Annotated in this window: 19 protein-coding genes; 12 read left to right on the top strand and 7 right to left on the bottom strand. The window is 41.3% G+C overall.

Translation table 11 applies throughout. The features are described 5' to 3' along the window. The first annotated feature begins 345 nt into the window (after nt 1-345). Nucleotides 346-2,196: a translational GTPase TypA gene (gene typA / locus Q0895_RS03700; RefSeq protein ID WP_299185601.1), complete on the top strand. Its 1,851-nt coding sequence runs from the start codon at nt 346-348 to the stop codon at nt 2,194-2,196. Nucleotides 2,197-2,277: 81 nt separating this feature from the next. On the opposite strand, the gene Q0895_RS03695 is transcribed toward typA, so the two are convergent. From Q0895_RS03695 to cysM, 6 genes are all read right to left on the bottom strand, one after another. After that, a complete protein-coding gene (locus tag Q0895_RS03695; RefSeq protein WP_299185599.1) occupies nt 2,278-2,718 on the bottom strand; it encodes a hypothetical protein in 441 nt (146 codons plus the stop codon). 176 nt (nt 2,719-2,894) lie between these two features. Further along, a complete protein-coding gene (gene mutM / locus Q0895_RS03690) occupies nt 2,895-3,806 on the bottom strand; it encodes a bifunctional DNA-formamidopyrimidine glycosylase/DNA-(apurinic or apyrimidinic site) lyase (RefSeq protein ID WP_299185597.1) in 912 nt (303 codons plus the stop codon). A 146-nt stretch (nt 3,807-3,952) separates the two neighbouring features. Further along, nucleotides 3,953-6,511, bottom strand: a complete 2,559-nt coding sequence (locus Q0895_RS03685; protein WP_299185596.1) for a bifunctional (p)ppGpp synthetase/guanosine-3',5'-bis(diphosphate) 3'-pyrophosphohydrolase — start codon at nt 6,509-6,511, stop codon at nt 3,953-3,955. Nucleotides 6,512-6,875: 364 nt separating this feature from the next. Continuing rightward, nucleotides 6,876-8,411 carry a 23S rRNA (uracil(1939)-C(5))-methyltransferase RlmD gene (gene rlmD / locus Q0895_RS03680; RefSeq protein ID WP_299185594.1) on the bottom strand — a complete coding sequence of 512 codons (1,536 nt, stop codon included), beginning with the start codon at nt 8,409-8,411 and terminating at the stop codon, nt 6,876-6,878. 71 nt (nt 8,412-8,482) lie between these two features. After that, nucleotides 8,483-9,307: a 3'-5' exonuclease gene (locus Q0895_RS03675; RefSeq protein ID WP_299185592.1), complete on the bottom strand. Its 825-nt coding sequence runs from the start codon at nt 9,305-9,307 to the stop codon at nt 8,483-8,485. 56 nt (nt 9,308-9,363) lie between these two features. Then, nucleotides 9,364-10,332, bottom strand: coding sequence for a cysteine synthase CysM (cysM, locus tag Q0895_RS03670; RefSeq protein WP_299185590.1), 969 nt, complete (start codon nt 10,330-10,332; stop codon nt 9,364-9,366). A gap of 438 nt (nt 10,333-10,770) precedes the next feature. Here cysM and Q0895_RS03665 point away from each other — a divergent pair, with 438 nt between their 5' ends. The 11 genes from Q0895_RS03665 (at nt 10,771) to tsf (ending at nt 25,438) form a co-directional block, all read left to right on the top strand. Continuing rightward, nucleotides 10,771-14,358, top strand: coding sequence for an ATP-binding protein (locus Q0895_RS03665; RefSeq protein WP_299185589.1), 3,588 nt, complete (start codon nt 10,771-10,773; stop codon nt 14,356-14,358). A 241-nt stretch (nt 14,359-14,599) separates the two neighbouring features. Continuing rightward, a complete protein-coding gene (locus Q0895_RS03660) occupies nt 14,600-15,412 on the top strand; it encodes a crotonase/enoyl-CoA hydratase family protein (RefSeq protein WP_299185588.1) in 813 nt (270 codons plus the stop codon). A 266-nt stretch (nt 15,413-15,678) separates the two neighbouring features. Further along, the gene (locus tag Q0895_RS03655) at nt 15,679-16,938 is read left to right on the top strand and encodes a multidrug effflux MFS transporter (protein ID WP_299185587.1); all 1,260 of its coding nucleotides are present in this window, start codon (nt 15,679-15,681) and stop codon (nt 16,936-16,938) included. A gap of 345 nt (nt 16,939-17,283) precedes the next feature. After that, entirely contained in the window at nt 17,284-18,165 is an 882-nt protein-coding gene (locus Q0895_RS03650; RefSeq protein WP_299185585.1) for a transporter substrate-binding domain-containing protein, read from the top strand. 499 nt (nt 18,166-18,664) lie between these two features. Next, nucleotides 18,665-19,546: a transporter substrate-binding domain-containing protein gene (locus tag Q0895_RS03645; protein ID WP_299185583.1), complete on the top strand. Its 882-nt coding sequence runs from the start codon at nt 18,665-18,667 to the stop codon at nt 19,544-19,546. A gap of 12 nt (nt 19,547-19,558) precedes the next feature. After that, the gene (locus tag Q0895_RS03640; protein ID WP_299185581.1) at nt 19,559-21,730 is read left to right on the top strand and encodes an ATP-binding protein; all 2,172 of its coding nucleotides are present in this window, start codon (nt 19,559-19,561) and stop codon (nt 21,728-21,730) included. 20 nt (nt 21,731-21,750) lie between these two features. Next, complete coding sequence (locus Q0895_RS03635; protein WP_058368167.1) at nt 21,751-22,113, top strand: response regulator; 363 nt, start codon at nt 21,751-21,753, stop codon at nt 22,111-22,113. A 30-nt stretch (nt 22,114-22,143) separates the two neighbouring features. After that, on the top strand, nt 22,144-22,593 hold the full coding sequence (locus Q0895_RS03630) for a chemotaxis protein CheX (RefSeq protein ID WP_299185576.1): 450 nt from the start codon (nt 22,144-22,146) through the stop codon (nt 22,591-22,593). A gap of 41 nt (nt 22,594-22,634) precedes the next feature. After that, nucleotides 22,635-23,084, top strand: coding sequence for a chemotaxis protein CheX (locus tag Q0895_RS03625; RefSeq protein ID WP_058368169.1), 450 nt, complete (start codon nt 22,635-22,637; stop codon nt 23,082-23,084). Between the two features lie 412 nt (nt 23,085-23,496). Beyond that, nucleotides 23,497-24,306 (top strand): 30S ribosomal protein S2, encoded by an 810-nt coding sequence (gene rpsB, locus Q0895_RS03620; RefSeq protein ID WP_299185575.1) that lies wholly within the window; start codon nt 23,497-23,499, stop codon nt 24,304-24,306. Between the two features lie 250 nt (nt 24,307-24,556). Beyond that, nucleotides 24,557-25,438 carry a translation elongation factor Ts gene (gene tsf, locus Q0895_RS03615; protein ID WP_058368171.1) on the top strand — a complete coding sequence of 294 codons (882 nt, stop codon included), beginning with the start codon at nt 24,557-24,559 and terminating at the stop codon, nt 25,436-25,438. Between the two features lie 172 nt (nt 25,439-25,610). On the opposite strand, the gene Q0895_RS03610 is transcribed toward tsf, so the two are convergent. Then, complete coding sequence (locus Q0895_RS03610) at nt 25,611-26,429, bottom strand: lytic transglycosylase domain-containing protein (protein ID WP_299185573.1); 819 nt, start codon at nt 26,427-26,429, stop codon at nt 25,611-25,613. Between the last annotated feature and the right edge of the window lie 96 nt (nt 26,430-26,525).

Raw genomic sequence — 26,525 nt, 5'->3', positions numbered from 1 at the left:
ATTAGTTATGTTCTAAATTATATAGTTACAAAAAAAGCTACCTATTAGGTGGCTTTTTTTTGTTTATACTGTGAGATAAATAACTTATTGCATAAATTTATAATCTAATAATGTTATACTAGCCGCCCAAACACTTTGTAGATTGACAAAGTGTACATTAGCATAGCTATCTGTATGATGGATTTATCAGTAGAAAACCTTACTTTGCCAGTATTTTTTATTTCACTACCCCTATTGCGTAGTCATTTTATAGTAAAGTAAAAATAACTATCTGCTTTATGATAAAAGCTTCTCCAGCGGCGCTTACTGCTACTGCATTTTATTAAGACAAAACGAGCATTTTATATGGCGAACGATATCAAACATCTGCGTAATATTGCAATTATTGCCCACGTTGATCATGGTAAAACAACTCTAGTTGATAAATTATTACATCAATCTGGTACTTTTGGCGATCGTGCAAACATTGCTGAACGTGCAATGGATTCAGGTGATATTGAACAAGAACGTGGTATTACTATTTTGGCTAAAAATACAGCCATTCGTTGGACAGATAGTTCTGACGATACAGAATACCGTATTAATATTGTAGATACTCCAGGTCACGCCGACTTTGGTGGTGAAGTTGAGCGTGTCATGTCAATGGTTGACTGCGTACTTTTAGTCGTAGATGCTGTTGATGGACCAATGCCTCAAACCCGTTTTGTGACTCAAAAAGCGTTTGAGCAAGGCCTAAAGCCGATCGTTGTCATCAACAAAATCGACCGTCCAGGCGCACGTCCTGATTGGGTTATGGATCAGATCTTTGATCTATTTGATAACTTGGGTGCAACGGACGAGCAGTTAGATTTTCCAGTAGTTTATGCATCAGCATTGAACGGTATTGCAGGTTTAGAAGCCGATGATTTGGCTGAAGATATGACTCCACTTTTCAAGACTATCGTCGATGTTGTACAGCCGCCACAGGTTGATGCAGATGCACCATTCCGTATGCAAATCTCAAGCCTTGATTACAATAGCTTCGTCGGTGTCATCGGTATTGGTCGTATTCAGCGCGGTAAAGTAAAAACCAATACTCAAGTGACTGTCATTGATAAAAACGGCAACACGCGTAATGGTCGTATTTTAAAAATCATGGGCTATCATGGTCTCGACCGTATCGAAGTAGAAGATGCTCAGGCAGGTGATATCGTTTGTATTACTGGTATTGATGCACTGAATATCTCTGATACTATTTGTGATCCTAATCACGTAGAAGCGTTGCCAGCTCTGACTGTTGATGAGCCAACGGTTTCAATGAACTTCCAAGTAAACAACTCGCCATTTGCTGGTCGTGATGGTAAGTTTGTGACTTCACGTAACATTCGTGAGCGTCTTGAGCGTGAGCTGATTCACAACGTAGCATTACGCGTAGAAGATACAGAGTCTCCTGATAAATTCAAAGTATCAGGTCGCGGTGAGCTACATTTATCAGTGCTGATCGAAAACATGCGCCGTGAAGGTTTTGAGATGGGTGTTTCAGGCCCAGAAGTTATCGTTAAAGAAGTTGATGGTAAGTTACAAGAGCCGTATGAAAATGTGGTCTTTGACATCGAAGAAGAACATCAAGGTTCTATTATGGAGCAAGTAGGTCTGCGCAAAGGCGAGATGACCAATATGGAACTTGATGGCAAAGGTCGTATGCGTATTGAAGCGACCATACCTGCTCGCGGTTTGATTGGTTTCCGTTCTGAGTTTTTAACACTAACTTCAGGTACTGGTATCATGACGTCAAGCTTTTCGCATTATGGGCCGCAGAAAATCGGTGATGTCGGTGGTCGTTCTAATGGCGTATTGGTATCTATGGCGACTGGTACTTGTTTAGGTTTTGCGCTATTCAATCTACAAAAGCGTGGCAAACTGTTCGCTGAGCCACAGCTTGAAGTATATGAAGGTATGATCGTTGGTTTGAACTCACGTAACGATGATATGGCTGTTAATCCAACGACCGCTAAACAGCTTACTAACGTACGTGCTAGCGGTACTGATGAGGCTTTGACTCTAACGCCAGCGGTTAAGTTTACCCTTGAGCAAGCGCTTGAATTTATTCAAGATGATGAATTGGTAGAAGTAACGCCAAAAGCTGTCCGTATTCGTAAGCGCTATTTGACTGAAAGTGAGCGTAAACGTCATGGTCGTAGTAAGAAAGGTGCTTAATACTTCTGTATAGTATGATTAAAAAAGGCTAACGTTACGTTAGCCTTTTTTTATGTTTAATGACTCACATTTTATAACAAATCACTTTGTCACTACGACATAGTCATTGGTATCGATGAGAATCTCCGACGGTTGATCGACGACGATGCGTACGATGTTGTCATTGACGTCTTGTGATTTATAAAAATTGTCTTCAGCGACTGTACAACCTAGGCAGCGAGCCATCGCATTCCAAGGTTCAACGAACAGTTTTTGCTGCGCTTGATCAGCGTTACCGCCAATAAGAGAAAAGGGCAGACTGACAAGATAAGCAGCAGTACCAATGACAGCAGTAACCAGCTGTAATGGCTTTCCAACGACTGTATCAACGACCATCGTGTCATACGATGGGCCAAAATCACTCTCATCTATCTCTATAGCGGCCGAAGCTGGCTGTGTGAAAGCTATCATAAAGCCCAAGCTTAGGGCAGCGGTCAAAAGCTTACTTTTATTGGAGCGTCGGTTATCGGCATTAACAGTCATTATAATTTCCTAAAACATGTAAGCGGTATAAGTAACGAACACTGCTATTGAAGATACTTACAAATAAAGGTACTTATAAAGCAGCATTGACTTCTTATTAAAGCAAGATGCGTGCCGATAAGCAATATGAAAACACGTTATACTGCTCTTTAGTTTATTTTTTAATAAAAGTTTGTTTATAGAATTGGCTGACAAAATGGACAAAACACGCTAGCACGACCATTAAGTTTGATATTATCAAGTACAGTAGCGCAATGCGGACAAGACTCACCTTGTCTACCGTAGACATTTAAGGTTTGTTGAAAGTACCCCGTTTGTCCACTCGCTACTGTAAAATCACGCAATGTTGAGCCTCCAAGCTCGATCGCTCGTTGTAGTATGACCTTAATATGTTCAACTAATATGCTTATTTGTTCATAAGACAACTTATGTGCTGGGGTGGCAGGATGAATAGCGGACAAGTATAGACTCTCTGTTGCATATATATTGCCTACGCCAACCACAACCTGCTGTTCCATAATGACTGATTTGATAGCACGAGTGATAGGACGTTGTTTGGTTGTTTTATTTGTTATGCCATCGCTATCGCTACGTTGAATCAAACGATATAGATAATCAGCGGTGAAATCTTCTGATAGCGGCTCAGGCCCTAGATGATCTAAGAGCTTGGTATTGTAATCTTTATACCATAAAACTGCGCCAAAACGTCTAGGATCATGATAATGAAGTTGTGTTTGAATGCCGTTGCTATCGTTAAAAGTCATTATTAAATGATCGTGTTTACGCTTGTCAGCACCTAAAGAGTGCTGTTGTAAACTACCTGACATGCCTAAATGTATGATCAATTGACGTTGACGTTCAATTGCATTTTGACTGTTTTGTATTAGCTGTGCTTTGGGTACAAAAGTTAGGATTAGATACTTCGCTCGGCGCTCTACGTCTTGTAACGTATAATCAATCAGCGTATTTAAGTCATCAGGCACAGGCCAACGTAGTTTTGGCTGAAACACTTGTATGGCAGTAAGTTTTTGTTCCAATAAGGGGACAAGACTTGTTTTTGTGGTTTCAACTTCAGGTAATTCAGGCATAAGGGCATTCTACAAAAAATTGGAAAATATAAAGGACAAATCACCATCTATTTATATTAATTGTCTTTAACGCTATGAGTTAGTTATCAAATAATAATCTTTAGGTTTGACACATGTATAAAGCGCCAGGTATTACTTGTTAGCTGTTAGACAATGGTACGACGGGCATGCAAGATACCTGGCTGCTGCTCGAGCTTGGCTAGCAGTTTAGATAGATGCGCCAATCCTGAAACTTCAATATGGAATTTTAACGAAGCAATATTGTCATCAGTGCTCAAGGTCTCAACCTTGCGTATATTGACGCTTTCTTTGTCAATAACTTGGGTCAAATCGCGCAATAATCCGCGTCGATCATAAGCTTCAATATGGATATCGACAGGTTGGTAGCGACCGGATTTAGACTTCCAAGCCGCACTAATCTCTCTTTCAGGGTCGCGTTCAATCAGGCGCATATATTCAGGACAGCCACGATTATGAATACTGACACCGCGAGACAAAGTAATGTAACCCGAAATTGGCTCGCCATGTACAGGATGACAACAACCCGCCAAATTTACCTCAATATTATCTAAGCCATCAATGCAGATTTTATACGCGTCAAGTTTACCTGTCGTCTTTGGATCAACGCTAGGCGTATATTCTTCCTTTTCTTTTTCAGGCTCTAGATGGAGCTGACGAGAAATGTGACCAGTTAATTGATGGAGTCCAATTTCACCTGTGACTAAGCCGACGATGATATCATCCGTATTATTGACATGAAAATACTGCGTATAGTCATTCAAATCAATGCTATTGGGATGTACTGAAAGTCGCTCAAGCTCTTTACTCAGCATCTGCTTACCAATCTCGATATTTTTATCACGGTCTTGCTTATTAAACCATTGGCGTAATTTAGAGCGTGCGCGATTGGTATGAATATAACCAAGTGATGCGACCAACCAATCACGATTAGGCTCGCGGGCGGCCTTGGTGATAATCTCGACCTGCTCGCCAGTTTTTAGCTGGTAAGTCAACGGCACGTAACGCTGATTTACTCGAGCTGCTTGAGCGCGATTGCCTACTTGCGTATGTACATAATAAGCAAAATCAAGTACGGTAGCACCTTTTGGCAGTTCAGTAATGTCACCATCTCGGCTAAAAATATAAATCCTCTCGAGCTCATCAAAATCAACGATTGGCTCTTCGTCTTCTAGTTCACCTAACTCACGGTCATTGAACTCACCATCTGGCGTTATTCCTAAGCGATTTTGATTGCGGGTTTCATTATTGATAGAAAGCAGATGACGCAATGAGCTGATCTTTTGAGTGAGGTAGTTGTCTTTTTTCTTTTTGAGGCCTTCTTTATAGTTTACATGAGCGCACATGCCAAGCTCAGCTTCAAAGTGCATGCCTTGGGTACGTATTTGTACTTCAAGTGATTTGTTTTCGGCGATGACGGCAGTGTGCAAAGAGCGATAACCATTTGGCTTTGGATTGGTAATATAGTCATCAAACTGCTCAGGAATGTAACGCCATAGGCCGTGTACTAAGCCTAGCACATGATAACAATCCGCTGGGTTTTCTACCAATACTCGCAGTGCGCGAATGTCATAAAGCTGATCAAACGATAAGCGTTTTAGCTTCATTTTGCGATAGATAGAATAAATGTGTTTAACTCGTCCTGAGACATCAGCGGTAATACCAGCTTCTGCTAAAGCTTCATTGAGCTTGTCTTGCACTCGTTGAATATAGTCCTCGCGCTCGCTGCGCTTTTCGGACAATAACTTGGCAATCTCTTTATAACGCTCAGGGGCAAGATAGCGAAAAGCTAAGTCTTCAAGCTCCCATTTTAACTGAGCAATACCTAATCGATGAGCAAGCGGTGCATAAATAGTCATCACTTCGCGAGCTACGCGTTGTTGACGTTCAGGTTTGGAAAATGATAGCTCACGCATAGCAAAGGTACGTTCGGCAAGCTTGATAAGCACTACGCGTACATCATTAGTAACAGAAATGAGCATACTATAGATGTTAGATAGCTGATCGCGTTGATTATTAACGAAATGATCTTCTAGACGTTTATTGCTTTCTATAATGGCAGACAACTTTCCCATCGCCAAAGCGTCTTTGACTAAACGTGCAATATCAGCACCAAAGCTTTGCTCAATATCAGTCAAACTCACCAGCGACTTACGTGCGCTACGGTATAACATAGCAGCCACCAAAGCGTCTTCATCTTGGTATAGGTAGGTCAAGATATCTGCCATACCAATACCCGTCACATAAGCACCAGAACGTTCAGACTCGCTAGTATTCATACGACTACGAATAAACTCGCAAGCAGCCGCTAAATTAGGGACAGAGTCTTGATCAATACGTTTTGCGACATTATCAAGCCATACAGGCACATCAATATTGGCTTGATCTGAATCATCAGCGATAGATGCTTCTGTAAGCATCTGCATATCGTCTGGAAGAATAAGGTCCGAATATTCGTTTTCTAATTTAGGATCATGACTGTGATAAGAGTATCGGGCAGAGCGATCAAAAGTGGTATGCAGCTTATGGGTTGCCAGCTGTTGTTTAATATCAAGTGGCACTTGAGCGTAACTATTAGCAGATTGATGAGAACGCTGGCTTGCAACTAGCTGCGCTGCTATGGTCGCACTATCATTTTTTGTTGTTTGTCCATCAATAAGCGGTAGACCTTCCCGAATTTTTACCATAGCCGGCTCCTCTTAGCTATTTTCGAAATTTCTTATCGTCTTACCTGCTCTGCAAAAACGCTTGATCTACACAGTAATACATTATTATTAGATGTGATCAACACAGCTGCAAAAATCCGTTTTTTAGCAGCTGTTGTAAAGAGTTTATGCCCAGTATTTTGAGACGATAAGCGCAAATATGCACAATGTGCGAATAATACACATACAGCTTGTATGGGTATTATTATGTCACTTTAAAATGGTATTTCAAGCAAGGCTCTGTAGTGATAATGCATATAAGCGTAACTATATTCTGACGAAATTTTATTCGTTCAAAACCGTTCAATTTAGAGCAGTAAAGAGCCTAACGGTACAATTAATAAAATTAACTCGCTATCCTCTCAAAGCGAGCGATGGATTCGACATGACCAGTATGACAGAACATATCCATCACTCCAGCGTGGGTGAGACGATAGCCTTGCTCTAACAGGGCTTTTGTATCGCGCGCAAGGGTAGCAGGGTTGCAAGAAACATAGACAATTCGCTTGGCATTAAATTTAGGCAAGTATTGCATGATCTCCCAAGCACCAGAGCGAGGCGGGTCGATGAGTAGGGCGTCAAAGCCTTGATTGGCCCAAGGTTCATCAGTACAGTCGCGAGTCAAATCTTGGTTATAAAACTCAGTATTATTGATACCGTTGCGGCGAGCGTTGTCTGCTGCTCGGGCCGTCATTGCATCGCTACCTTCGACGCCTACCACGGCGCCAGTTTCACCAACAAGGCGAGCTAAGGGCAAACTAAAGTTACCTAAACCGCTAAACAAATCTAGTACCCGCTCGCCTGCTTTTAAATCTAACAAATCGCAAGCAAGTTTGGTCATCTGACGATTGACAGAGAGATTTACTTGCGTAAAGTCGGTCGGGATAAATTCAAAGGTAAGGTCATATTCTGGCAGTTGATAATATAAACGTCCAAATTGCTGGCTTAAGTCGTCTTTATCAGTTAAAGCAATACGTTGGATACTATCAGCGCCTTTGGACTGTAGGTATAGCTGCCAATGACGCGCTGCAAAAAACGTCTTTAGCTTCTCGATATCAGAGTCTGATAATGGGGCTAGATTACGTACAATAAGAGCAACTGGCTGATCGCCATCAGGCAGCTCTGGTAGGTATTCTCCCATTGCTAGCTCTAGTTGGGCAATCTTATCGCGGCTCTCAAGCGTACTAATAAGCGCTTTTAGGTTTTCAATCTCAAAGCCAATACGTGGATCTAAGATATGACACTCATTTAATTCAGCCAAAAAGTTGCTTGAGCGCTCACGAAAGCCGACCAAGGCAGTTTCTTTTTTGGCGACATAGCGTACGCCAAGTCGTGCTTTGGTACGATAGCCAAGGCGATCACCGACCACAGGGGCAAGCCAGCTATCAGGCTCAGCATTGGCTTGATGCATAAGCATCTCAGCAAGTACCGATTGCTTAAAGTTGATTTGGCCATCTGGCTGCCAGTGCTGCAAGCTGCAACCACCGCAAACGCCAAAATGTGGGCAGGGCGGTACAGCACGTTCAGGATTTGGATTGGCTGTGATATCAATCGCATCTCCCTCCTCAAAGCTGGCACGGCTATTGGTTAGTTTGACCAAGGCGCTTTCACCCGGCAAGGCAAAGCTGACAAAGACTTTTTTGCCATGCTTGTCTGCTACGTGTCCCTCTTTTTCATCAAAGCCATTGCCATATACGGCAACCCCGCGCCCATCGTGTGACAATCCATCGACATTGAAGGGTAGTGGTTCTGCCTCTTTCAAACGCCGACGCGTCTTTGACGATGGTTTGGATTTTTTCTTATTAGGCGGGATAGTAATCGTTTTAGTGTCGCGGGCTTGCGACTTTGTGTCAGGTGCTGTGTGAGTATCGGTGGGTTGCATAAACCTGCCTTAATAATAAGTAACTAAAATGAGAGTAAGTGCTATTGTTGATAATACTGTGTTTTGTCTTTTTATGGTTCGGGTGCAGATGACCAATCGGCAAGAAACTCGTGATGGCGCGCTTTGCCATCTGCTTGAGTAAATTTTGTTAAATAGTCACGGCTTTGTTGTTGCCAATGATTATAAGCGGGTGAAGATAACTTACCGGTTAGACGCAGCCAGCGTAGATATATCAGCCATGTATTCATGACATCAGATTCGCAATATATCGATAACGTCTGCCAGTCACCATCATTAACCAGAGCACCTACCATGCTGCCATCCACATCGGTTTTGCCGGGTAGGCCATACAGGCTTGCAACCACATCCATCGCTTCACGGCGACTCGCACCATATTGGCTAAATCTGTCCATTAAATCTAGATGCTTGGTTTGAAAGCGATTGACATAATTATCAAAACGCATGTTTTTAATGCGCTCGCCCTCTTCAAATAACCATGGCGCGGACAGATCATATTGCATAGCACGGTAAATAAGTACAGGGATATCAAAGCCTGAACCATTCCAGCTAATCAGCTGTGGCAGGGTTTCGATATCGCTAAAGGCGCGAAAAAACTTGGCAAGGATATCTTTTTCACTAAACTTATCTGCTGTCAAAGAAAATAAAGAAAACTGTCCATCTTTGATGTATAGCGCTGAGATGCACACTATGCGCTGTAATGGCAAGCGCATAAAGTCATGCCCAGCCTCTTGTATCCGAATGGCAGTCAGGGCACTTAACGCATCAGCGTCGTTTAAGTTAGCCAGTTTTGGATAAATACGACGTGCAGCATCTGTATCTGCCACGGTCTCAATATCAAAGACCAGTACAGGATTGGCAGGTAGGGCATATGACATAAATAGTCCTAGTTACTTATTGGGCAAGCGTGACTTCGGCAAGCGTGACGCAGACATTACGACTGAGTACTACTATCATCAACGTCACTATCATCGACATTGTATAGGCCGGTCGATAGATAGCGATCACCACGATCACAAACGATAAAGGCAATAACAGCATCAGGGTTCTCTTTGGCGACTTGCATAGCCGCCCACGCTGCTGCTCCTGATGATACACCAGCAAAAATACCTTCAGTCTTCGCTAATTTGCGCATATATATTTCAGCGACATGTTGATCAATATCCATGATCTCATCGACTAAATCTGCTTCAAAGATACCTGGCATATAAGCAGCAGGCCAGCGGCGAATACCAGCGATGGACGCTTCCTCATCAGGTTGCAAGCCGATAACTTTGATCGCTGGGTTTTGTTCTTTTAGGTATTGCGATACGCCTGTAATGGTACCTGTAGTACCCATTGAGCTGATAAAATGGGTGATTTTGCCCTCAGTTTGCGTCCACAGTTCCGGGCCTGTCGTCAAATAGTGCGCTTGCTTATTGTCAGCATTATTAAACTGATCAAGCACAACCCCTTGACCCTCAGCCTGCATCTGTAATGCCAAATCACGTGCAGCTTCCATCCCTTCATCGACTTCGATTAAGGTTGCGCCATAAGCTTTCATTGCATCTTTACGCTCTTGGGTTGAGCTTGTCGGCATTAATAGGGTCATCGGGTAGCCACGCATAGCAGCAACCATGGCTAAGGCAATACCAGTATTACCGCTGGTTGCTTCAATCAAAGTGTCACCTGGCTTGATATCTCCGCGCTGTTCTGCTTGATAAATCATATTAAAAGCAGGTCGATCTTTTACAGAGCCTGCAGGGTTATTACCCTCGAGTTTGGCCAGCAACATCGCTCCATTGGTGATGCTTTCCTCTATAGGCAAACGATGTAGTTTTACAAGCGGTGTTTGGCCGACACAATCAGCAAGTTCGGTGACTTGATTGATAAAATTGGCGTTTGGCGTAGCGGTAGAGGACATAAGGTACCCTTATTTATTTTGGAATAATAGTTTGTAAATATGGTTCTAAATTTTGTTCTAGCCAATAATGAGTGGTTCGCTGTTACCCGAGAATTTTGACAAATTAAAAATGGCATCATTATATCATTTTGTTTTTGGCTACGCTGTTAGCATCAAGATATTTTGGTAAATGAATAAAATTAAAAGAGCTAAACCCTAAACTATCTACTAATAACTTATCTACTAAAAAGAATAAGTAACTATAGATGGTGAGGCGATTGATAGCGATGGTAATGTAAAGTAGATATTTATAATAAGCTGATATGAAGGGCGAAGATAATACCTACACTTCTAAATGCTGCTAAAATAACGCAAGTACTTAGAACGTAATGGTTGAGTAAAACCGTTTATAGTGGCTATTTATACATAGCAAAGACATCTGTAGGGATAAGATTTAGCATGGCATACAAAAAACGCTTTGATACCAGTAGCGCCTATGGTCAGTTGATCATCTTGGTGTTTTTACCGATATGCGTATTGGCGGCAGTCGGCGGTATTCTCGTTTTTCATGAAACGATGCGTGCTAGTGAATCAGAGCAAGAAGCATTAGCTGAGGCTGTATTGATTCGTTATAAGCCTATGGTTACTGAGCTGATCCCTGCATTGCTAGTGCAAGAACGTCAGCGATCAAAAGCCAATGAAAAAAATTCGCAAGATATGATTGATAATATGGCAGCAGCCAGTCAAGCAGCACTTGAAAACAATATTCGGCCTGAGTATCTGCCGTTATCACAAGTACATTCGGACCATTATATTAGTGCTCGCGGAGGCAGACTAAGTAGTACAGTGCTGTCAGAAGAAGCGCTTGGAGGAGTGTCTACCTCTCACTTATCGACTGCTGCAGTCATTGATGAAAGTCTCAACGAGACAGCAGACGCTCCGCAAGGGGCGATGGCGACATTGGTATCGATTCGCGATAGGCTCAGTCGCATGCAATCAGAGCAGCATGTACAACGCATCGCCATTATCAATGAAAATAATCAGGTACTTGCAACAGTCGGCTATGGGGTGAGTGAGAGTTGGCCTCTAATCGATGCGTCAAAGAGTTTTTTATCACAGCAATCGACGCCTATTGGTACAGCTTATGGCACTGTATTGGGTGATTTTGAAGGTCATAGATTGTGGTTGCTTGTCGATATGGATAATGAACCACTTTATATTGCACGTTATCGTATCGCGATGGCGCTGGTCATTACTGGTCTTTTCACTATCTTAATTTTGCTATTAAGTCTCAATATCTATGCTAAACGCTGGATTGCGCCTATTTATGAGCTGCGTTTGCAGCTGCAGCGTACTCATGTGGACAATTTATACAAGCCTATTCCCGTTGAGTCTGATGGTGAGTTAAACTTATTACAACAAGACTTGGTTAAGACGTTACGGCGCTTACACAGTAGCTTTCAGGATTTAAAAGACCACGCTGAGCAAACCGAAGACGATCTACGTCTGGCTTTTGACGAGATGGAGATGCAAAATATTTCTATCAGAAATGCTCGAGATGATGCGATCTCAACCAGTCAAGCCAAGTCTGCATTTTTAGCCAATATCAGTCATGAGCTGCGCACGCCGCTAAATAGTATCGACGGATTTATTAATTTGTTGGCGCGTCACGGTGAGCTAAATCCTGAGCAAGACTTGTATGTGCATACCATTCGTAAATCGTCCGCACATCTACTGGCACTGGTAAATGATGTCTTGGACTTCTCCAAAATTGAAGCAGGAAAACTGGTACTTGATCGTCACGAGTTTGACCTTTATGACACCATTTATGACGTGGTCGATATGCTCTCTCCTGTATCGGCAGAGAAAGGCCTACGTATGGCTGTGCTATTTTACAACGATGTGCCGATGCGAATCGTAGGTGATGCCCTGCGCCTCAAACAAGTTTTAACCAATCTTGTTGGTAATGCCATTAAATTTACTGATAGCGGTGATGTCGTGGTGCGCGTAAGCTTAGATGATCATCGCGATAATCATCTAATGATTAGCGTCCAAGATAGTGGCAAGGGGATATCTCTTGCAGACCAAAAGATGCTGTTTCAAAGCTTTAGTCAAGGCGATCCCTCTATCACGCGTCAGTATGGTGGCACAGGATTGGGCTTGGTCATCTCTAAGCAATTAACACGTCTTATGGGCGGTGATATTGGGTTTTATGACAATGCACAAGAGAATATAGCCAATCAAGGAGCAACATTTTGGTTTCGTATGCCAACTCATATCGATGTATTGGAAGCTGCTACTGGTCAAACCATTGCCTTACCAGTACTTGCGCCACTGGCTAGTGCAAATGACGAATTCAATGTATTGGTCTGGATCAATCACATTGCTTCAAGACAAGTCCTCAAAGCCAGTCTGCAAGCTCTACCTATCAAACTTACTCAAGCCAACTCGCTACCTGGTGTGCTTGAATCTTTAAAAGAGCGTGGCAATTATTGGGATTGGGTAATCGTCGATAATGATACGCAAGATGACATGACAGCACTGCTCAAGCAAATTCGTTTGCACTATCAAGGTAAGCTTGCTGTGTTTGGCTATCAGGTTGCCGCTGATCAGGCATTATTAAACCGCTATCATGCCAATGTCTTATATGAGCCATTGGATAAAAGGCAGTTATATGCCATGCTCGATACACAAAAGAAAAGCGAACCGGTCGCAGCGCAAGCACCGCGCTGGCATGGCATAACCGTGCTGGCGGTAGACGACCATCTGCCCAACCTTTTGGTATTAGATGCGCTTCTTAGTGAGCTTGGTATCCATGTCATTACTGCCAATAGCGGCTTTGATGCTATCGAATTGATCAGCAAGCAGCAGGCCAAAAATATAAAAAACGCCAAATCTGCTCAACAAAGCTTATCCAACAAAACACAGATATCAAAAGCTCAAGCTCGCGCACAAACCCATGTGTCATCCAATGCTGCCTCAACGATAGACGCAAATACAGAAGAAAAAACATCGACCCATTCAAAAAGCAACTCACAAGATAGACTACAGGATAAAGACCGTATCGATCTTATTTTTATGGATATTCAAATGCCGCGTATGTCAGGTCGTGAAGCGGCGCAGCAAATCCGTAAAATAGAGGTTGGTGACAGCTATATTCCTATTATTGCCCTAACGGCTCATGGATTATCTGATGAGCGCGATAAGCTGCTTGCAAGTGGTATCGATGATTATGTTGGCAAACCAATTAGCCAGCCGCAGTTATTACAAGTGCTACAAAAATGGTTGGGACGCACGTCAACGTCGCAGCATTTATTACAAATAGCATCTACTGATGCTGCAGATAGTATGGCGTCTAATGCTGTAGACGATACCAAAGTCAAAAGTCCACCTGTAGATAAAACCGTACCACGGCCGCTCTCTTTAAAGAAAATTCGTGACGACTATATGCGAGATATTCACCCTCGTGATGAGTATAGACGAGAACCCCAACGGGCGACTCAGCCGCGTTATCAAGGCTTACAGTACCAAAACCAGCTGCATGAGGACACTCTCATCGAACAAGATGAGCAGTCACAAAGCTACTCATCAGAACAGGCACAGCATGAGTATGGCTCAAAAAACAGCAGTATAGAAGGGTTGGAGATACTAGATTGGCAAGATGCGTTGACACGTTCGGCAAACAAGCCGGATCTGGCCGCCAAGCTAATTATTATGATGATCGATACAATAGCAGATGAAAAAGAAGCCTTAGCTCAAGCATGGCAAGCACGCGATCGAAACATGCTGGCGCAAGTTGCACATCGTATTTTGGGTGCCAGTCGCTATACTGGTGTACCGCAGTTACGTCAAGCCAGTCAAGATTTGGAAGATAAATGTCTATTAAATGTCCAACATACTACGCCAGCACAGTTTGCTATGCTCAAGCCATATTATGAAGATTTGTTGCTTGCGCTTACCAATTTACAAACGCTTGATCTGTCGCCATATCCGCAATTGAACTATCATCGCTTAAGCGAAAATGATATGACTTGGAAGATGATATGATTTAAAAAAGGATCTGATTTAAAAAAGAATCTAGTGGAAGAAGTCATCAAAATAAATGTCTGGTTAGCGGCGGCTTGAGCAAAGAGCCAGATATTATAGAACGTTATGGCTAATAGAAAATTGCTACCTTCACAGTCAGTTATTCGCACGGCATAGCAGATATAAGCCTGTTAAGATTAATAAAATATAACTGCTAAAACGAACATCAACTTATCATCCAAACTGCTTATTAAGGATTGTTATGCATGCTATCGCCGCTTATCAATATGAAACCCTACAAGTTAGCATTACCGAAAATATTGCCACCGTCACTATAAATCGTCCTCAAAAAAAGAACGCTATGAGCTTTAAAGTGGTTGATGAGCTGATTGCTGCTGCTGGACATATTAGTAAGGATAAAACGCTACGTGCTGTCATTCTTAATGGTGCTGAGAGGACGTTTTGTGCTGGCATCGATATGGGTGATTTGAATCATCCTAAAAATCAAGCGTACGCTTTTTGGGAATTAATTAAACCTCACCAAAGCCTATTTCAGCGGGTTTGCTTGGTCTGGCGCGAGGTGCCAGTTCCTGTAATTGCTGTATTAGAAGGATACTGTATCGGCGCAGGATTGCAGCTGGCATTGGCTTGTGATGTGCGTATCAGCCATCCTGATTGCAAACTATCTATTATGGAAGCCAAATGGGGGTTGGTACCAGACATGGGACTGACGCAATCGGCGCTAGGGGTCGTGCGTGCAGACGTGCTAAAAGAGCTGGCAATGAGTGCGCGTACCATTGATGCTGAGGAGGGGAGAGCATTGGGGTTGGTTAGTCATTGTAGCGAGTCGCCACTACAACAGGCACAGCTGCTGGCCGCTGAGTTCGCTGAGCGTTCTCCTGATGCGGTGCTCGCAAGTAAGCGTGTCATCAATGCCATGTATCAGCAGTCGCATACCACGCTATATAAAGAAAAAATGTGGCAGTTAAAACTTATGCTAGGACGAAATCGTAAGCTTGCGCTCAAAAAAGCCAAAGAAGCCAGTACAGCATTTAGCAAACGCCAATTTCGTTAATTTGACTCCCAACTTATGGCGTTATCTTGGTTAGTGTTTAATTATTGAGGTTTGTTCTATTAACGGTGTACGTCTATTGAAATATAAGCAGATAGTACGATATAGGACTGTCCGCTTGCATATTTGTAATGATAATAAATTAGATATGCATCATTGTTTTTATCAGTGATTTCTGTCAACAAATAGGATCATTTTATTGATAAAGTTTATATTGGATAAAAACAATCGAAGTATCAACGACAATCTTTGTATAGAATGGTCTCACTATGTCTGCTCCAAAATCCTCTTTGCCCAATAAACCTATTACTGCTGAGCGTGTGCGTTCTGCTGATTTGCCTGTTGCCTGGATTATGATGCTTGGGCTGATTGTGGCAATAGGGCCATTATCTATCGACATGTATCTGCCGGCTCTACCATCGATGGCAGATGATTTTGCTGTAACCACAGCATTTATGGCCAACTCTGTACCGGCTTATTTTTTTGGTTTGGTATTTGGACAGCTGTTTTATGGTCCTTTTAGTGACCGTGTTGGTCGTGTCAAACCTTTATATATTGGCATGACCCTATACGTTATTGCATCGATAGTTTGTGCCACGACCAGTAACGAGTATGTGTTGTTCGCTGGGCGGACGCTACAGGCACTTGGCGCTTGTGTGGGTGCTGTCGTCACTCGCGCAGCGATACGTGATCGACTTACCGCCAAACAAACTGCCAAAGCTTTTTCTATTATGATTTTGGTAATGGGACTGGCACCTATCTTAGCGCCATCTCTTGGCGCGCTATTCTTACAATTCTTTAGTTGGCATTCTATTTTTTGGTTTTTAGCGGCTTTTGGGGTGCTTAACTTACTGTTAACTAAGTTTTTCTTTTTTGAAACTCTCACAGAAGAAAATCGTAATGTACGCCCTGCTAAAGAGGTGCTCAATCAGTATTGGAGCCTATTAAAGGATCAAAACTTTAACTATCCAGCGATTGGTGGCGGGCTGTTGATGGGGGCGATGTTTGTCTATATTAGCTCAGCTTCTGAATTAATTATGGACACTTATGGGGTCTCAGCGACGCATTTTGGTTGGCTCTTTGGTATGAATGCTGCAGGGTTTGTGGCATTAACTCAGCTTAATCAATGGCTTACCAATCGCTTTCGTATTTTGAGTATCTTACGTTTTGGTGCGATGATGCAGGTGATTTCTGCAGGCGTACTATTTTTAGTTGGGATTTTTCTTGGTACGGATGCTTGGCTACCGCTTGTTTTAAGCTGTATCTTCTTTTGTATTTCAGGTCTTGGTCTGACTCAGCCAAACGCTTCTGCCATTGCGTTAGCGTTTCAAAAACACCGTGCTGGTATGGCGAGTGCATTACAAGGCTCTTTGATGTTTTCAGTCGGTATTTTTGGTGGGTTATTATTGAATCTGTTTCCAGTCAATCCTGTGCTTAAGATTGGTATTGCAATGTTTGCCTTGATGAGCCTCGGTTGTTTTTTAATTTGGAAAATAGATCGTAACTTAAATCTTGAAGATACAGATTAAAAGTTCTATTATTGGATCTTTATTTAAAAGCATTTAGGTACCTGATAGGTACTGAATGCTTTTTTTATATCTATAATAAAATTCATACTATAATATTTAATACAAAACTAAAAAATTATTTTTCTCAAATAAATGAGTAATTATTCATAATAACTTCTGTTAATACCTTTCGTCATACTGTGCGTCCATTCATCTGTTTTTTGCTATGTTTCTAGCTATCCTAAAATTACTGAATTAGTATCAAATGTAACGGTTTGTTTTTTGTATTACAAAAAAGTTATATACAAATCCGTTAAGTTGTTATTTGAGAGGCTACAAATATTTTCTAATTTTCAAGGATGAGTTATGAAGACATTGTATAAAGTACTTCCAGTGATGCTGAGCGTAGGATTGTTTGGTTGTAGTAATGCCAACAATGTGACTACTCAAGACAATACAAGTACCAACAGCACTGCAGCTATCAAAGACAAAAATGAATTTGTAAGTAAATTGCCTGATAATGCACCGACCGTAAAGCTATCTACTGACGCGCAGTTTGCTCCTTATGGATTTAATGATGAGTATGGAAGTGTTACTGGATTTGATATCGATCTTATGCGTGAGATTGGTGAGGACCAAGGTTTTAAAGTCGAAATCTATAGTGATCCATGGGAAGAGGTGTTTGATAACTTAGATAACAAAACTCGAGATATGCTTGCAGCGGCTGTACCATATAGTGCGGAACGTGACAAAAAGTATTTACTGTCAGACCCGTATGCGCCGCTACCTTCAAGCTTGGTATATCTAGATGAGTCCTTAACTCTTACCTCTATAGACGAATTAGACGATGTAAAGATTGGAGTGCTTAGCGATACCGTACAATATGATTATTTTAGTAGTGGCGAAATCAATGTTGAATCTGTTAGCCCATATCCGTCAACTTTTTTAGCAGTAAAGGCTATGGCGCGGGGTGAAGTTGATGCGGTTGCCGAAGATGCAGGTGCCCTTCGCTATATTATGAACGATTTGCCTGATTTGAAGCCAAAATATTTTGATTATGAAGATATCCATGCAGAAAGTGCATACAAAGTACTGCTTGTTGAAAAAGGGCAACCTGAGTTACTTGAAAAGGTCAATGCCGGATTAAAGAGTCTAAAACAAAATGGTACGTATGCCACTTTAACCACAAAATGGTTCGGTGAAGATCTGACGCAAGCTGTATCAGAACAACGTAAACCAAATACTTAATGTTTATCAGCTCAAAGACACTCAATTAACTAAAAAATTCTCTGTTAAAAAGCATTCATACATATTAATCGTATGAATGCTTTTTTTGTAACACCTGAACCTATCTGACACCGTTTATGTCTACATAGGCGTTATTGTATGCAAATTTACCAATTTAATGATAACGATTATCAATTACCACTCGCTTACCTTGATTGCTATTACAAAGTTACTTGAGTATTATTCATTGTAAGTTTGTGTAATAAATGTACTGCGAGTTCAACGTGTTATTTACCTAGTCATTGTATATCGTTTTAGGTGAAAAATATGGGTTCAATATTTATTTTTAAGCTGCAATAGTCAAAATTCATTTGAGTTTATGACAGTTTATTGATTCAAAATACAAAAGGTATTTATGAAAAATCATTTTGTATTAAATAAAAAGTAAATGTTGAATATGAAAGAACGACAAGTGCGTTTTATTAAACTGTAAAACCTCCCTATTTTTCAAGGATAGATTATGAAACAGTTATATCGTGTACTTCCTATTGTACTAAGTGTGGGCTTATTTGGTTGTGGCAATTCTAACAACGCCAGCAATACAACTACGCAAGAAAATGCAACTACAACCAGTCCAACAGTGGCAGAAAACAAAGATACTTTTGTTAGTAAATTACCTGATGACGCACCAGTAGTTAAAGTGGCGACGACAGGTACAATGCCTCCGTTTTCTTTCCAAGATGACTATGGAAATATGCAAGGTATCGATATTGATGCTATCCGTGCTATTGGAGAAGAGCAAGGTTTTAAAGTCGAGTTTTATAAAGAAACTTGGCAAGACATGTTTGATAGCGTAGAGACTGGCGGTCGTGACTTGGCTGTATCAGGTATCTCTTATAAAGACGACCGTAACGTAAAGTATGGCTTGTCCACACCTTACTTTTTTAACCCATCAGCCATGATGTACTCAAATAAAGACTTAAACTTGAAGCGTTTAGAGGACTTAGGAGGACTACATGTTGCTGGTATGGAAGGTGCAAAACCTGTAGAGCAACTAAAAGAAATTGGCAAATATGGTGAGCTTTCTACAAGAACCACAGCCTTTTTACTATTTGAAGACCTACTGCAAAACAAGGTCGACGTTATCCTACATGATTTGCCTATTTTGCAATATACCGCTAAAACTCATCCAGAATATAAAGTGACTATCGTACCGTATGAAGGTGAAGATACGCCTTCAGCGCAGCAAGTTGTACTAATGGCAAAGGATAACACTCAGCTTATCGACACTGTTAATGAAGGTATCACCAAACTTAAAGCAGAAGGAACGTTTAAGACAATCGAAGAAAAATGGTTAGGTGAAGCTCAACCTGATGCCCAAACTACTGAGCAGGCAAACTAAAGGACTTTTAACATGGCAACCACACATAATGTCGATAATAAACGTTATCAAGGTCTGATTATATCAATTGCATTGTTCTTGTCGTTGATTGGCGCTTTGCTTGCATTTACGTTTTATACCTCAAGTTTATTAGAAAGAAACACCGTACTAATTGACCAAACCAACCAAGTTGCTAACAGCGCACAGGCGGTGATTAAAGACTTGTTTGACTTGGACAATAGCTATGGTGAAGATACCAACTCTCCTCACATGCAGCGAGTTTTTGAGCGTTTAGAGCAAAATACAGCATTGATTACAAACTCTATTACTGCTATCGGACAAGGTGGTACGATTACTGATATCGACGGCAATACCTATGACTTACCGCAAGTCGATAGCAAGGCACAGGCCGATATCGCTGCAGCCAATGAGCAGTGGCAGCTTTTAGAGCCTAAAATTCAGGCGTATCTAAAAGATGCTGATAACATCATGGTTGACTCTGCTGATGAGTTGACCCAAGCAGTTGAGCAGGCAAAGACGTCAAGTTTGTTTATTAACGACTCTTTAGATGACCTAACTGATAACGTATTTACGAGTGCTGAAAACCAAGCCAACACTATTCGTCTAGTGCAGATACTTGGTGTTGCAGCTATCTTCGCTTACTTCTTGATCTTTGTATTCTTCTTTGTACGTCGTCTACGTGAAACAGATGCTGAGGCATTAGCAGCACGTCGCGAAACCCAAGAGATTATGCAAACGGTTAATACCGGTCTGTTCTTGCTTGATAAAGATCTAAATATCGGTCAGCAGCATTCAAAAGCCCTCAATAAAATCATTGGCTCTGATAACTTGGCAGGAGAAAACTTTGCCAGTGTATTACGTGGGCGTATCTCTGATAAAGATCTCACGACCACACGTCAGTTCGTTGAGCAGCTATACAACCCACGCGTTAAAGAAAAACTTGTCAATGATCTAAACCCGCTGCATAAGGTATTACTACATAATACTACTGGCGAACATGGTTCAGACAGCCGCTTCTTAGACTTTAGGTTTTCACGTGTTTATGAAGATAAAGATATCGCTCGTATCTTGGTCAACGTCAACGATGTATCGGACGCTGTTCATCTAGAACAACGTCTAGAAAAAGAACGTTCACAAAATGATATGCAGATTGAGATGTTAACGACCATCTTAAACGTAAATCCAAAAATCATTAATGAGTTTATCACTAACACCAAAACGCATATTGAAAAGATCAACAATATCTTAAAAAATCCTGGCAGTACGCAATATGAGCTTGAAGTTAAATTAAACGCTATCTATCGCGAAATGCATAGCTTAAAAGGTGAGGCCTCAGCATTAAAGCTACACAGCTTTACTAAGATTGCATCAGAAGCAGAAGATCAGCTTAATGTGCTACAAAATCAAGGCAAGCTATCTGGTAATGACTTCTTACCTCTAGCGGTGCATTTAGATGACTTACTGAGCTTGTCTAACACTATTGAAACACTGGGTGAGCGTATCAACCGTACAGCGCCAGCGAGTACAGCGTCAGATGTGCATGAACCAGTAGTTCAAAACCAAGCAACAGATCTGTCAATAGATGGTTCAGAAATTGCAGGCAATGAGATTGACTTAGATGAAGAAGCTGACAATCATTTGTTAGATTATTATCATGACTTTGCACAAGACATCGCAGCCAGACAAGGCAAGCAAGTACAGCTTGATAGTGCGACTTTAGGTCAAGTCAAGATACCAGAACGCCTTAAAAAGACTGTAAAAGAAATCAGTATTCAGCTGTTACGTAATGCTGTGGTACATGGTATTGAAGCGCCTGATGTACGTCAATCAGCTGGCAAGCCCACTGTCGGTACAATTGGTCTTGAGATGCAAAGTAGTGGTCAAGATTTCATTGTGACTCTACAAGATGATGGTCAAGGTATTGACTATGATGGTATTCGCGAGAAGTTAGTCAAACAAGGTCGTTTCGATGTTGAAGAGGCGAACCAACTTGATCGTAATGGTCTACTAAAACATCTGTTTTCTTCTGGTTTTTCTACGAAAGAGGATGCTGATGAAGATGGTGGACGCGGTGTTGGTTTAGACATCATCAAAGCTCAAGTAAAAGAATATGACGGTAAGCTCAATGTAAATAGTGAGCACGGTAAGATGACACGTTTTGTCATTACGCTGCCTAACGCTTAATTAAGGATAATAAATACGTTATGTATAAACTAATGATTGTTGATGATTCCAATATCATTCGAAACCGCATCCAACGGGCTTATGACTCAGGGAACTTTATGTTGGTTGCTACGGCCACCAGCGGCGTTCAAGCTATTGAGAAGTTCAATACACACCGCCCTGATGTTATTACTATGGATTTAACCATGCCACAAATGGATGGTCTTGAATGCATCGAAAAAATCATCGCTATTGATCCTAATGTACGAATCTTGGTGGTATCGGCTTTGTCAGATAAATCTACGGGGATTGAGGCGTTATCGCTTGGTGCTAGTGGGTTTTTGTGTAAACCCTTTTCAGAAGAAGATCTCGTAGAGTCTTTGTATGAGCTGGTGCAAGACTAATATCATCCAACGACCTAAGCAGATGTCATTATGAAAGAACAAAAGCTACAGATTTTTTTAAGTATTATTAGTAACTATTTCAATCAGTTTGGTGGATCAGAGCTTATCGCTGATACGCCTTATCTGTTAGAAAACAAGCAGCCAAAGGTCCATGACTACACAGGTGTGATTGGAATATCAGGCGTCCAAAAAGGCGTGGTATATTTTTCGGCAACGCGCGAATTACTGTCCTCTTTATTAAGTAGTATGGGCGAAACTGAAAATAGTGAAGAACTTTACATGGACCTTGCAGGTGAGGTTGCCAACACTATCGCTGGCAATGCGCGTAATGAGTTCGGAGCAGAGTTTCATATCTCTGTACCATTCGTGTTTAAAGGCGCACCGCAAAGTATTGTATTACCTAGCGATGAGCGTTCCTTTATTATTCCTATTACTTGGCTGTCACAAGTTGGCGAAATTGTGGTCTGTCTGCAGGATTAATCATATTGCTGACATGTGTTGAATATGGACAATAATATATTATGGTTAAAGTAGAAAAGTTAGGTGTGTTCCTAAGTTCGATTAATGCATTTTTTGCACAAATCGACGACGCACAAGTGGCTGTTAATACCCCTTATTTGAATAACAACAAAAGCGCTATCGGTTATGATTATAGCGGTGTTATTGAAATATCAGGCCCTCTTGAAGGCTGCGTTTATGTGAGCGCTCCTAGCAATATGTTGCGACAAGTGATTAAAATAATGGGTGAGCCTGATTCATCGATTACAATGATGAAGGACTTACTTGGCGAAATGGCCAATACGATATCTGGTAATGCTCGTACCGAGTTTGGTCCAGAGTTTATTATCTCACCGCCTCATATCGTTGAAGGTGCACCAAGTGTGTCCTATTTGCCAAAAGAGCGACATAGTTATATTACAACCTTTACATGGCGTGGTTATGAAGCAGTAATAGGTATTTGTATCGCTTAATCCAATTAACAAACTAATCATCATCAAAAAACGACGTATAGGCGTCGTTTTTTTGTGCATCCTTAATTTTTAGTGTTTTCTTAATAAGTTATTGGTTTTATTGCCTGTTATCTGAATATAAAGAATATATCGTCAAAGTAGTTGTTTATAATTGATAGCCAGTTATGATAAAATACAGCGCAGCTATTTTTAGAGTTTGCTTGTTTTTTAAGTAATAGCTCAATTTTTAAATCAACCAATGACACACACACCACGGTAAAAAATTACTGGGTGTTTGGCGACTTGATTAATTTGCATATAGTAGATAATGACGATATGACTCTAAAGCAGAGGGTATCGCCAGCAAATGCGTGTTGCTAGATAGGTAATTTTTGTGATGTGGAGGCATAACCCAACCAACAGGACATTTAACATGGCTACAAATAATCCAACCAAAATTGAAATGCGCGACTTATTACAAGCTGGCGCTCACTTCGGTCACCAAACACGCTTTTGGAATCCAAAAATGGGTCCTTACATCTTTGGTGCACGCAACAAGATTCATATCATCAACTTAGAGCATACTGTAAAAGCATTTAACGAAGCTTTGACTTACGTAAATGGCTTAGCTGCTAAGAAAAACAAAGTATTGTTTGTTGGTACTAAACGTGCTGCGAGCGGTATCATCCGTGAGCAAGCTCAACGTGCCGGTATGCCATACGTTGACCATCGCTGGTTAGGTGGTATGTTGACTAACTGGAAAACTCTACGTCAGTCAATCACTCGTCTAAAAGAGCTTGAGAAGCAAAGCGAAGATGGTACATTTGCTAAGCTAACTAAGCGTGAAGCGTTAGAGCGTACTCGCGATATGGAAAAACTTGAGCGTTCATTAGGCGGTATCAAAGATATGGGCGGCCTACCTGATGCAATCTTTGTCGTTGACGTTGATCATGAAGCGATTGCAATCAAAGAAGCTAAGAATCTAGGTATTCCAGTTATCGGTATCGTTGATACAAACTCTAACCCAGACAACGTTGATTACATCATTCCAGCAAACGACGATGCTATTCGTGCTGTGACTCTATATGTGTCTTCTGTTGCTGATGCAATTATCGCTGGCAAAGAGTATGCACAGACTCAAGCTGGTGGCAAAGCTGACCAAGAGCAAACTGCACAGCAAGCATCTACGACTGAAGAAGCACCAGCTGAAGATAAAGCAGACGCCACAACGCCAGCAGAATAAATAGCTAATCGTTAAGGTCTAACGTTATAAGGATGTTTTGATAGTGTATCTATCTGCATCCATATTAGGTTATTAACAACGTACAAGCTTACAATAGGCATGATGCAGTTTTACTCGTCATGCTTTGTTGTTGATGGATAGCTCGTTAATAGCTAAGTATTATCGTCTATGTTTTCTTCTGTTATATGTAGATAGTAAAACATCAGCAAAAGTTAAGCTCCTCATACATAACAATACTAAGGTAACTCTTATGTCAGAAGTAAAAGTATCCGCCAAAATGGTAAAAGAATTGCGTGACCGTACTGGTCTTGGCATGATGGAATGTAAAAAAGCCCTACAAGAAGCCAATGGTGATGTCGAAGTTGCCATCGATAACTTGCGTAAGTCTGGTCAAGCGAAAGCGGCCAAAAAAGCAGGTAACATCGCAGCTGACGGCGCTATTATTATCGCTCAAGGTGATAAAAAAGCATTCTTGTTAGAAGTTAACTGCCAAACTGACTTTGTAGCAAAAGATGACAGCTTCACAGCGTTTGCAGAAAAAGTTGCAAACCTTGCTCTAGAAAACAACGTGACTGACGTGGCTAAAATCTCTGAATTGCCTTATGGCGACGGTCAAACGGTTGAAGAAGCACGTGTATCTTTGGTACAAAAAATCGGTGAGAACATTCAGGTTCGTCGTGTCGAAACTATCGAAGGTGATAACATTGCATCATACCGTCACGGTCTACGTATCGGGGTTGTAGTATCGTATGAAGGCGGCAGTGAAGAAACTGGCAAAAACCTTGCTATGCATATCGCAGCGTTCAACCCTGCAGCTGTTGATGCTGAAGACGTCTCAGCTGACGTACTAGCACGCGAAAAAGACATCATCGAAGCAAAAGCTAAAGAATCTGGTAAGCCTGACAATATCGTTGAAAAAATGATCGAAGGTGGCCTACGTAAGTACCTAGACGAAGTAACTTTGCTACGTCAACCGTACGTCATGGACAACGACAAAAAAGTTGGCGATGTACTAAAAGCTGAAGGCGTAAAAGTACTTGGTTTTAAACGCCTAGAAGTTGGTGAAGGCATCGAGAAGAAGCAAGAAGACTTTGCTGCTGAAGTTGCTGCTGCTCAAGCTGCTAGTAACTAAGAGATACAGTCTATTAGAGACTATGAATGTTAAATGCTAATTAGATTTGTATTTAACGTCATAAACTGGCTCTATTTGAATGACGAAGTAAAAAATGAAAAGCCCGCTAACGAATTAGCGGGCTTTTTTGTGGGCGGGTTTTAATGTTGTAATCTGTATCCCACTTTTAGTATCAGCGCAGCGCAGCATAGGCAGAGTTGGCATAGCTGGCACTACCAATGTTATTACTAGTACCATAACTGACAGTTTGCATCCCACCATTATTGTCATTACTATTGATGGTAGCGTTATTGTTAGCGCTCATAGTATTGCCAGTCAGACCTGAGTCATTTTTATATAAGCTATGATAACGACTCATCACTTTTTTGACATAATTACGAGTTTCTTTAAAAGGTGGTATACCATTGTATTTATCGACGTTACCTTCTCCTGCATTATAACCTGCAATCGCAAATTCGACATTATTATTAAAGCGGCGCATAAGCCAAGCGATATATTTGGCCGAGCCTTCAATATTGTCAGCAGGGTTCCAAGGATTGCTAACCTTAAATCGTCTAGCAGTAGCTGGCATCAATTGCATAAGTCCTTGCGCTCCGACAGGAGAACGAGCGTTTGGATTAAAAGCTGATTCAGTATGCATCATCGCTTTCATCAGACCTGGATCAACACCATGTCGCGCTGCAGAGGCGCGAATATAGCTATCATAAGCATTGCGACTACTACTTCTGCTAGCAGAACTACTACCATAGTTATTGCTACTATTATCACCGTCATACATCTTTGAATCTTTATAATAAGTCACTTTTACTTTCTTAGTAAACTTATCAAAATTACCAGTCGGATTGACGTTTGTTAAGAGAACTTGGCCACCCTTGTCTTTATATATATACATATTACCAGCATGAGCGGTAACTGACAGAGTAGATAGAGTGATAGCAGTCAATATAAAAGGAGACAGAAAACGATTAAATAGAGGGGCAATGTTTATCATAGAAAATATCACTTTTTATCGAATAACAGCAAATGGCTCTGCTTATAGGCGTAATGTTCTGCTTTATATAAATATCATTGGTGACTATTAAAATTC

The organism is uncultured Psychrobacter sp., from assembly GCF_947495825.1.
Taxonomy (GTDB): Bacteria; Pseudomonadota; Gammaproteobacteria; order Pseudomonadales; family Moraxellaceae; genus Psychrobacter.
Note: the sequence above shows the minus strand (reverse complement) of the source record. Positions and strands in the feature narration are given on the sequence as shown.